The organism is Kitasatospora sp. NPDC057512, assembly GCF_042802135.1.
GTDB lineage: Bacteria > Actinomycetota > Actinomycetes > Streptomycetales > Streptomycetaceae > Kitasatospora.
Genome location: NZ_JBHVET010000334.1, coordinates 1 through 8,675, shown reverse-complemented (window position 1 = coordinate 8,675; position 8,675 = coordinate 1). Strand labels below are relative to the sequence as shown.

The window sequence follows — 8,675 nt, the reverse complement described above, 5'->3', positions numbered from 1 at the left end:
CTGCTGCGGCCGGCCCAACCTCCGTCAGACCTCTTCGACGCTGCTGGGCTCGCGCCGGGACAGGTCGATGCCGAGCTCCTCGGCGGCGCGGAACACGTCCTCGTCGGAGTCCCGCATCTCGATGGACTGGCCGTCCGAGGACAGCACCTCCACGTTGAGGCAGAGCGACTGCATTTCCTTGATGAGGACCTTGAAGGACTCGGGAATGCCGGGCTCGGGGATGTTCTCGCCCTTGACGATGGCCTCGTAGACCTTCACGCGGCCGAGGACGTCGTCGGACTTGATGGTGAGGAGCTCCTGGAGCGCGTAGGCCGCGCCGTACGCCTCGAGGGCCCACACCTCCATCTCACCGAAGCGCTGACCACCGAACTGCGCCTTACCACCGAGCGGCTGCTGGGTGATCATCGAGTACGGACCGGTCGAGCGGGCGTGCAGCTTGTCGTCGACCAGGTGGTGCAGCTTGAGGATGTACATGTAGCCGACCGAGACCGGCATCGGGAACGGCTCGCCGGAGCGGCCGTCGAACAGCCGGGCCTTGCCGGTGGAGTTCACCAGGCGCTCACCGTCACGGGTGAGGGTGGTGTTGTCCAGCAGGCCGGTGATCTCGTCCTCGCGGGCGCCGTCGAAGACCGGGGTGGCGAGGTTGGTGCCACCCTCGACCGTGTCGGCGCCGATCGCCTGGAGGCGCTGGGCCCACTCGTCGGCGAGGCCGGAGACGTCCCAGCCCTGCTTGGCGAGCCACCCGAGGTGGATCTCCAGGACCTGTCCCGGGTTCATTCGGGACGGGACACCCAGCGGGTTGAGGATGATGTCGACCGGGGTGCCGTCCTCCAGGAACGGCATGTCCTCGACCGGCAGGATCTTCGAGATGACGCCCTTGTTGCCGTGGCGGCCGGCGAGCTTGTCACCGTTGGTGATCTTGCGCTTCTGGGCCACGTAGACGCGGACCAGCTGGTTCACGCCCGGGGGCAGCTCGTCGCCCTCTTCGCGGTCGAAGACGCGGACGCCGATGACCTTGCCGGACTCACCGTGCGGCACCTTCAGCGAGGTGTCGCGGACCTCACGGGCCTTCTCGCCGAAGATCGCGCGGAGCAGGCGCTCCTCCGGGGTCAGCTCGGTCTCGCCCTTGGGCGTGACCTTGCCGACCAGGATGTCGCCGGTGACGACGTCGGCGCCGATGCGGATGATGCCGCGCTCGTCGAGGTCGGCCAGGACCTCCTCGGAGACGTTCGGGATGTCCCGGGTGATCTCCTCGGGGCCGAGCTTGGTGTCACGGGCGTCGACCTCGTGCTCCTCGATGTGGATCGAGGAGAGGACGTCGTCCTGCACGAGGCGCTGCGACAGGATGATCGCGTCCTCGTAGTTGTGACCCTCCCACGACATGAACGCCACGAGCAGGTTCTTGCCGAGGGCCATCTCGCCCTCGTCGGTGCACGGGCCGTCGGCCAGCACCTGGTTGACCTCGACCCGGGCGCCCTCGTCCACGAGCACCTTCTGGTTGAAGGCGGTGCCCTGGTTGGAGCGGGTGAACTTGGCGGCGCGGTACGTGGTGTACGTGCCGTCGTCGTTGGCCACGGTGACGTAGTCGGCCGAGACCTCCTGGACGACACCGGCCTTCTCGGCGGTGATGACGTCCGCGGCGTCGACGGCGCAGCGGTACTCCATGCCGGTACCGACCAGCGGGGCCTCGCTCTTCAGCAGCGGCACCGCCTGGCGCATCATGTTCGAGCCCATGAGCGCGCGGTTGGCGTCGTCGTGCTCGAGGAACGGGATCATGGCGGTCGCGACCGACACCATCTGGCGCGGCGAGACGTCCATGTAGTCGATCTCGGTGCCCGGGATGTAGTCGATCTCGCCGCCACGGCGGCGGACCAGGACACGCGGCTCGGCGAAGTGCAGGTCCGCGGTCAGCGGGGCGTTCGCCTGGGCGATGACGTAGCGGTCCTCCTCGTCGGCCGTCAGGTAGTCGACCTTCTCGGTGACCACACCGTCGACGACCTTGCGGTACGGCGTCTCGATGAAGCCGAACGCGTTGACCCGGCCGTACGAGGCCAGCGAGCCGATCAGACCGATGTTCGGGCCTTCGGGGGTCTCGATCGGACACATGCGGCCGTAGTGCGAGGGGTGCACGTCACGGACCTCGAAGCCGGCGCGCTCACGGGAGAGACCGCCGGGGCCGAGCGCGGACAGACGACGCTTGTGGGTCAGGCCCGACAGCGGGTTCGTCTGGTCCATGAACTGCGACAGCTGGCTGGTGCCGAAGAACTCCTTGATGGAGGCGACGACCGGCCGGATGTTGATCAGGGTCTGCGGCGTGATCGCCTCGACGTCCTGGGTGGTCATGCGCTCGCGCACGACGCGCTCCATACGGGCGAGACCCGTACGGACCTGGTTCTGGATGAGCTCGCCGACGTTGCGCAGGCGGCGGTTGCCGAAGTGGTCGATGTCGTCGACCTCGACCACGATGTCGCGGCCCTCGTCGTCACGCCACTCGGTCTCGCCCGCGTGCAGCTTCACCAGGTACTTGATCGCACCGATGATGTCGGGCTCGGTGAGCACGCCGGAGTCCAGCGACTCGGCGTTGCCCAGCTTGCGGTTGACCTTGTAACGGCCGACCTTCGCGAGGTCGTAGCGCTTCGGGTTGAAGTAGAGGTTCTCCAGAAGCGTCTGCGCGGCCTCGCGCGTGGGCGGCTCGCCCGGGCGCAGCTTGCGGTAGATGTCCAGCAGCGCGTCGTCCTGGCCCTGGGTGTGGTCCTTCTCCAGGGTGGCGCGCATCGACTCGTACTCGCCGAACTCCTCGAGAATCATCTCGTTGGTCCAGCCGAGCGCCTTGAGCAGCACGGTGACGGACTGCTTGCGCTTGCGGTCGATGCGGACGCCGACCATGTCGCGCTTGTCGATCTCCATCTCCAGCCAGGCACCACGCGAGGGGATGACCTTGCAGGAGTAGATGTCCTTGTCGGACACCTTGTCCAGGGTGGAGTCGAAGTACACACCCGGGGAGCGGACCAGCTGCGAGACGACGACACGCTCGGTGCCGTTGATCACGAACGTGCCCTTGTGGGTCATGAGCGGGAAGTCGCCCATGAAGACCGTCTGAGACTTGATCTCACCGGTCTCGTTGTTGGTGAACTCGGCGGTGACGAAGAGCGGGGCCGCGAACGTGAAGTCGCGGTCCTTGCACTCGTCAATGGAGTTCTTCGGCGGCTCGAAACGGTGGTCGCGGAAGGTCAGCGACATCGACCCGCTGAAGTCCTCGATCGGGGAGATCTCCTCGAAGATCTCCTCCAGACCGGACTTCGTGGGGACGTCCTGACCACTCTCCAGGGCCGCCTCGACCCGGGACTTCCAGGCCGCGTTGCCGAGCAGCCAGTCAAAGCTCTCGGTCTGCAGGGCCAGGAGGTTCGGGACCTCGAGGGGCTCCTTGATCTTCGCGAACGAGACGCGGAGCGGGGCGGTGGATGCGGCGGAATTGTTCGAGGCGTTGCGCGGCGCGGCCAAGAGGGGGGTCCTTCCGAGGGCTCGGAGCTCACTACGCGCGTACCAGCCGGGCCTTCACGGGCTTGGTCCCGCCTCCTCGCCACTGGCCTCCGCCGGGATCGAAGTCCCAGGTCAGAGCCGCTTTGCGGAGGCGATGCCAGACCCCTTCAGGGCAACGCAAACTCCGGGCGACGAGTCACGGAGCAGCTAACAGGCAGCGCAAAGGGACAGTGTAGCCAATGGCCACACTGCTGTCCAGCTCTGATTCGGAGACCGAATCGGAGACTCCTCCCGGTAGCCGGCGAGCGCGGACGCCCACCGGGTACTGCTCTAACTCACGTGGAGTCATTTCCCGCCGGAGCCACTGGTTATGCATCCAGTAGCGGACCAACCGGGCGGACTCGCGCCTTGAGAATCGCGCGCCCCGCCGGGTTCGTCAAGGGCCCGCCGGCGGTGCGGGCCTCGACCGGTCTATCGACCGCGACCCCCTCGGCGTTACAGAAGCCGTGGTGGGGCCGCTCACGACGACGGTGATCACCATACCGCCCGGCACCGACGGTGCCGAGTGGGCGTTCGGCCACACCGGTGGACCGCGCCGGCCGGGGCGGCGGAGCGGGGCCCCGCGCCCGGCCCAGGGGCCCGGAAACGCGAAAAAGCCGGGCCGACCACCCGCAAGGGTGATCGGCCCGGCTTCAGGCCCCCTCAGAGGGGGCGAGAAGTCACTTGACGGTGACCTTGGCGCCGGCACCCTCGAGGGCGGCCTTGGCCTTCTCGGCAACGTCCTTGGCAACCTTCTCCAGGACCTTGGCACCAGCGGTGTCAACGAGGTCCTTGGCCTCCTTCAGGCCGAGGGAGGTCAGGGTGCGCACCTCCTTGATGACCTGGATCTTCTTGTCGCCGGCACCATCGAGGATGACGTCGAACTCGTCCTGCTCCTCGACGGCCTCAGCGGCGGCACCGGGGACACCGGCGGCGGCAACGGCGACCGGGGCGGCAGCGGTGACGTCGAACTTCTCCTCGAAGGCCTTCACGAAGGCAGCGAGCTCGATGAGGGTGAGCTCCTCGAACTGCGCGAGCAGCTCGTCCTGGGTCAGCTTCGCCATGATGGCGTCCTTCCACTAAATCGGCAGGTGGTGCCGTATGTACGGGTTGGGCGGGCACGGGCCCGCAGCGAGGCGTGAGCCTGCCGAATTACTCGGCGGCCGCGTCCTCGGCGGCGGGAGCCGGCGTACCGGCACCGCCCTGCTCGACCTTGTCGCGCAGCGCGTCCACAGTGCGGACGAGCTTCGACGGCAGGGCCTGGAAGAGCGCGGCAGCCTGGGACTGCTTGGCCTTCAGGGCACCCGCCAGCTTGGCGAGCAGCACCTCGCGGGACTCGAGGTCCGCGAGCTTCTTGATCTCATCGGCGGACAGCGCCTTACCGTCAAGGACACCGCCCTTGATGATGAGAGCGGGGTTCTCCTTGGCGAAGTCACGCAGAGCCTTCGCCGACTCCACCGGGTCACCGGTGACGAAGGCGACAGCCGTCGGACCGTTGAACAGGTCGTCGAGCTCCGTGATCCCGACCTCATTGGCCGCAATCTTGGTCAGCGTGTTCTTCACCACGGCGTACTCGGCGTTGTCGCCGAGCGAGCGACGCAGGGTCTTGACCTGCTTCACCGAGAGACCGCGGTACTCGGTCAGCAGCGCCGCGGAGGAGCCACGGAACTTGTCCGTGATCTCGGCGACGGCGGCAGCCTTGTCGGGCCTGGCCATAGGCTTACGCCTCCTTCCGTGATGTCGAAGTCGGGCCGACCGCAAAAGTCGACCTGGGTCGCCGTGGACCACCGGACGGAAGGAAAGCTCCTGCGAAAACGCAATGAGCCCCGGTGCGCAGGCGCACGGGGCTCGTGACGACCTCGACGGGCGATCGCGCGAACGCGGACCCGGAAGTCGAAGCTCCAGACACACCTGCGCGGGCTGCCTGCGACGAAGCGCAGATCCTTCGGCCACCGATCCCTGACGGGCGCGGCGACAACCAGCGGTCTTTGGCTTCGGCAACAGTAGCCGGAGCCCCTCACCTGGTGCAAATCGCCCTCGGACGGGGCATCCCCTGGGCCGCCGCGGCACGGGCCGGCGGTGCAGCGGGCCGGCGTCTGGGCGGGCCGGCGGTTCAGCGGGCCAGCGGGGAGACCGTCCGGACGCCGGTGTCCACGGTGTCCGACTCGGCCGGCGCCTGCGCCGAGAGCAGCGCCCCGGCGAGGTCGGTGTAGAGCACCGAGTCGTCCTGCCGGCCGCTGTCCCCGCTGCCGGTCCGCTGGAGCCGGACCAGCTGGTCCTTGTCGTTGAGCCAGAGGTCCAGGGTGAGCGCGGCCGAACCGCCGGGCGCGAGCGCGGCCCGCAGGCCGTCCCGGCGGGCCGCGGTCAGCTGGGTCTGGGCGGCCGCGTACTTCTCGGCGGTGGTGGCGACCCGGTAGTGCTCGACGGTCGAGTCCTCGAACTTCTCCTCGCCGACGAAGACCGGGTCCGTCCCCTCGGCGGTGGCCGCGGTCAGCGCCTCGACCGGGTTCAGCAGGTCGATCAGCCCGGCGTACGGGACCTCCTTGTGGCCGTCCGCGTCCGGCGGGACGGTGAAGCGCTCCCAGTGCCGGCCGCCCTGCCTGGCCGCGGTGGCGGCGTCCCCGCCCTGGTAGGCGACGGTGTCCACGACGATCAGCTGCTCGGCCTCGGCCGGGGTGGAGCGCTTGATCTGGAGCGCGGTCTTGGGCTGCCAGAACAGCGGGCCGGACCCGGCGTCCGCGCCGAGCCGGTAGCTGACCTTGGCCCGGCGGGCGGTCTGCATGGCCAGCTGGGCGGAGAGCAGCACCCCGTGCGGCGAGCGGTCGGTGGGCTTGGCCTGGGCGCTCGGGGAGGCGGTGGACGGCGAGGCGCTGCTCAGGCTCGGGCTGCCGGACGGCGTGGCGGACGTCTCCCCGCCCCCGCCGCACCCGCTCAGCCCGCCCGTCAGCAGGGCGACGACGGCCACTGCCGCCAACCGCTGCCGTGCCGCCATCGTCCGTTCCCCTCTCGCCCGCCCCCGTCCGACGGCGGCCCCGTTCCGGCCACCTTGCCACCCGTCCCCGGTCGGCCCGGTGGCGGCCCCCCTCGGGCGGGCGGATCCACCGGGTCGGCCGAGCCCGGACCGGGGCCGGGGCTCCGGTCCGGGTGGCGGGGATCAGCTGCCGGCGGCGGCCTTCTGGAGGTCGGCGAGGTCGATGTAGTCCACCGGGGTGGCGGCGATCACCGGGGTGCCGTAGTCCGAGTAGTTGGCGGTGACGTTCACCGCGCCGACCTTGCTCTCGGCCTGCTCGGTCCGCTTGACCACGAGCTGGTCGGCGTCGACCCAGACGTCGACCTGCTCGCTGGTGATGCCGGCCGCGTCCAGGCCCTTCTTGATCCGGTCGGCCTGCGCCTGGGTGATGCCCTGGGTGGAGGCCTTGGCCAGGTCGGCGGCGCTGAGCACGCCGGAGTAGTGGGTGGTGGCCTTGCCGTTCACCGTCTCCGGGCCGACCTCGGTGACCTTGCCGCCGGCGATCAGCGTCCGGACGCCGAGCACCGGGTCCGCGCTCTGCAGCTGGTCGGTCGAGCCGCCGGAGGCCTTGGCCATGTCGGCCATGGTGTAGCGCACCCAGCGCGGGCCGCTGTTCTGCAGCAGCTCGCCGCCGAGGCCCATGAACACCGCGTCCTTGGTGTACAGGTAGTGCGCCTTCGGGCCGCCGGTGATCGGCGCCAGGAGCTTGCCCATCGGGGAGCCCGACAGGTCCATCGTGAGGTCGGCCTCCAGGCCGTCGGCCCAGGACACCGCGCCCTGGCCCTTCATGGTGATCTCGCCGACCTGGATCAGCTCGTCGACCTTCGCCGACTTGGCCGCACCGGTCTTCTGGGTGACCTGCTCCAGGAAGACCGCCGGGCTGACCTTCTCCGGCTTCGCGCCGCCGGTCGGGGCGGCGGCCGACGGGGTGGCCGGGGCGGCGGCCGTGGTCGGCGCGGCCGGGGCGGCGTTCTTGTCCGCCGGCTTGTCGTTGTTGTCGCACGCGGTCGCGGTCAGCGCCAGGGCGGCGAGGACGACGGTGACGGCGGCCTTGCGGGTTCCAGCCATGACTTCCCCCCTCGAAGAGCTGATTGTCAGCTCTTCTCATGCTTTTCTCATGCGGACTCTAACGGATCGCCGGAAGCCCCACGCACCGGATATCCGCTCCCCCGTCACCCGCCGGCGGCGGGCGTCGCGTCGGCCGCTCCGGGAGCCGAGACATCGGTCGTGGTGACCGTGGTTCCCGCACTGCCCCGGACCGTCTCGCGCAGCCGCAGCAGCTGCATGCCGGGGCCCACCCAGACGTCGTAGCCGATCGCCGTCACCCCGTGCCGCTGGTACCAGTCCAGCGTGGCGGCCCGCCGCTGCGGGCTCAACTCGTCGTCCTTGCCGACCAGTTCGACCACCGGTGCGGAGCCCTGGTAGTGCGCCACGGTCACCCCGGCCAGCTGCTCGCCGCCGAGCGAGGCGAGCTTGACGCCCTGCGCGACCTCGTACGCCCGACTGCCCGGGTTGGTGATCAGCGAGGTCGTCCAGCCGCCCGCGAAGCCCTCCGGGTCGGGGCCCGCCGCGGGGTCGACCGACTCCGCGGTGCTCCGCTCCGCGTGCTTGGCCGCGCCGCCCTGGTAGACGAGGTCGAGCGCGCCGTCCTTCACGGTCAGCCGTCCGCTGCCCAGCTCGTCGGCGACGGCCAGCGCGGCCTCGTCCGAGGCGCCCCAGACCAGGGAGCCGCTCGCGGTGCGCCGGCCGGCCGGGCCCTCCTGGACCACGTCGATCCGGGCGCCGCCGGCGTCGTCCAGCCCCTGCGCGGCCGAGAGCACCACCTGCTTGGGCGGCACCGGCGCGGGCCCCCCGGGGGTGCGGGTGGTCGGGACGGCCAGCAGGCTGCACCCGGTGGTGGTGAGCAGCAGCAGGGCCGCCACGAGAACGGTGGGGCGAGGGGCGGGCAGCACGGCACACTCCGGCGGTCACAGGTGCTCCACATGGTCTGACCGGCAGAGCGTACGACGGTTCGGCCCGTCGTTCCCATCCGCCGGTGTCCCGATCCGGCAACCGTTCCGGCCCGTCGGCCTGCCCGGCCCGGCCCCGGCCCCGGGCCCGGCCCCTTCCCCGGGAACGACGGCGGGCCCGCACCCCCGGTGAAGGG

The 8,675-nt window shown here is 70.2% G+C and carries 6 protein-coding genes; all 6 read right to left on the bottom strand.

Going from position 1 to position 8,675, the window contains the following annotated elements; genetic code table 11:
• Positions 1 to 24: 24 nt before the first annotated feature.
• Complete coding sequence (gene rpoB, locus ACFU6K_RS21710; protein ID WP_380665393.1) at positions 25 to 3,501, bottom strand: DNA-directed RNA polymerase subunit beta; 3,477 nt, start codon at positions 3,499 to 3,501, stop codon at positions 25 to 27.
• A gap of 698 nt (positions 3,502 to 4,199) precedes the next feature.
• Positions 4,200 to 4,583 (bottom strand): 50S ribosomal protein L7/L12, encoded by a 384-nt coding sequence (rplL, locus tag ACFU6K_RS21705; RefSeq protein ID WP_380665391.1) that lies wholly within the window; start codon positions 4,581 to 4,583, stop codon positions 4,200 to 4,202.
• 88 nt (positions 4,584 to 4,671) lie between these two features.
• Entirely contained in the window at positions 4,672 to 5,235 is a 564-nt protein-coding gene (rplJ, locus tag ACFU6K_RS21700) for a 50S ribosomal protein L10 (protein WP_045693068.1), read from the bottom strand.
• A gap of 397 nt (positions 5,236 to 5,632) precedes the next feature.
• Complete coding sequence (locus ACFU6K_RS21695) at positions 5,633 to 6,511, bottom strand: hypothetical protein (protein WP_380665389.1); 879 nt, start codon at positions 6,509 to 6,511, stop codon at positions 5,633 to 5,635.
• Between the two features lie 162 nt (positions 6,512 to 6,673).
• Positions 6,674 to 7,597 (bottom strand): hypothetical protein, encoded by a 924-nt coding sequence (locus ACFU6K_RS21690; protein WP_380665387.1) that lies wholly within the window; start codon positions 7,595 to 7,597, stop codon positions 6,674 to 6,676.
• Between the two features lie 104 nt (positions 7,598 to 7,701).
• Positions 7,702 to 8,481 carry a hypothetical protein gene (locus ACFU6K_RS21685; protein ID WP_380665385.1) on the bottom strand — a complete coding sequence of 260 codons (780 nt, stop codon included), beginning with the start codon at positions 8,479 to 8,481 and terminating at the stop codon, positions 7,702 to 7,704.
• Positions 8,482 to 8,675 lie beyond the last annotated feature (194 nt).

Bases quoted from the DNA above. Each gene is read 5' to 3' on its own strand.
- ACFU6K_RS21695 (WP_380665389.1), bottom strand. From the start codon at position 6,511: ATGGCGGCACGGCAGCGGTTGGCGGCAGTGGCCGTCGTCGCCCTGCTG.
- ACFU6K_RS21690 (WP_380665387.1), bottom strand. From the start codon at position 7,597: ATGGCTGGAACCCGCAAGGCCGCCGTCACCGTCGTCCTCGCCGCCCTG.
- rplL (WP_380665391.1), bottom strand. From the start codon at position 4,583: ATGGCGAAGCTGACCCAGGACGAGCTGCTCGCGCAGTTCGAGGAGCTC.
- rplJ (WP_045693068.1), bottom strand. From the start codon at position 5,235: ATGGCCAGGCCCGACAAGGCTGCCGCCGTCGCCGAGATCACGGACAAG.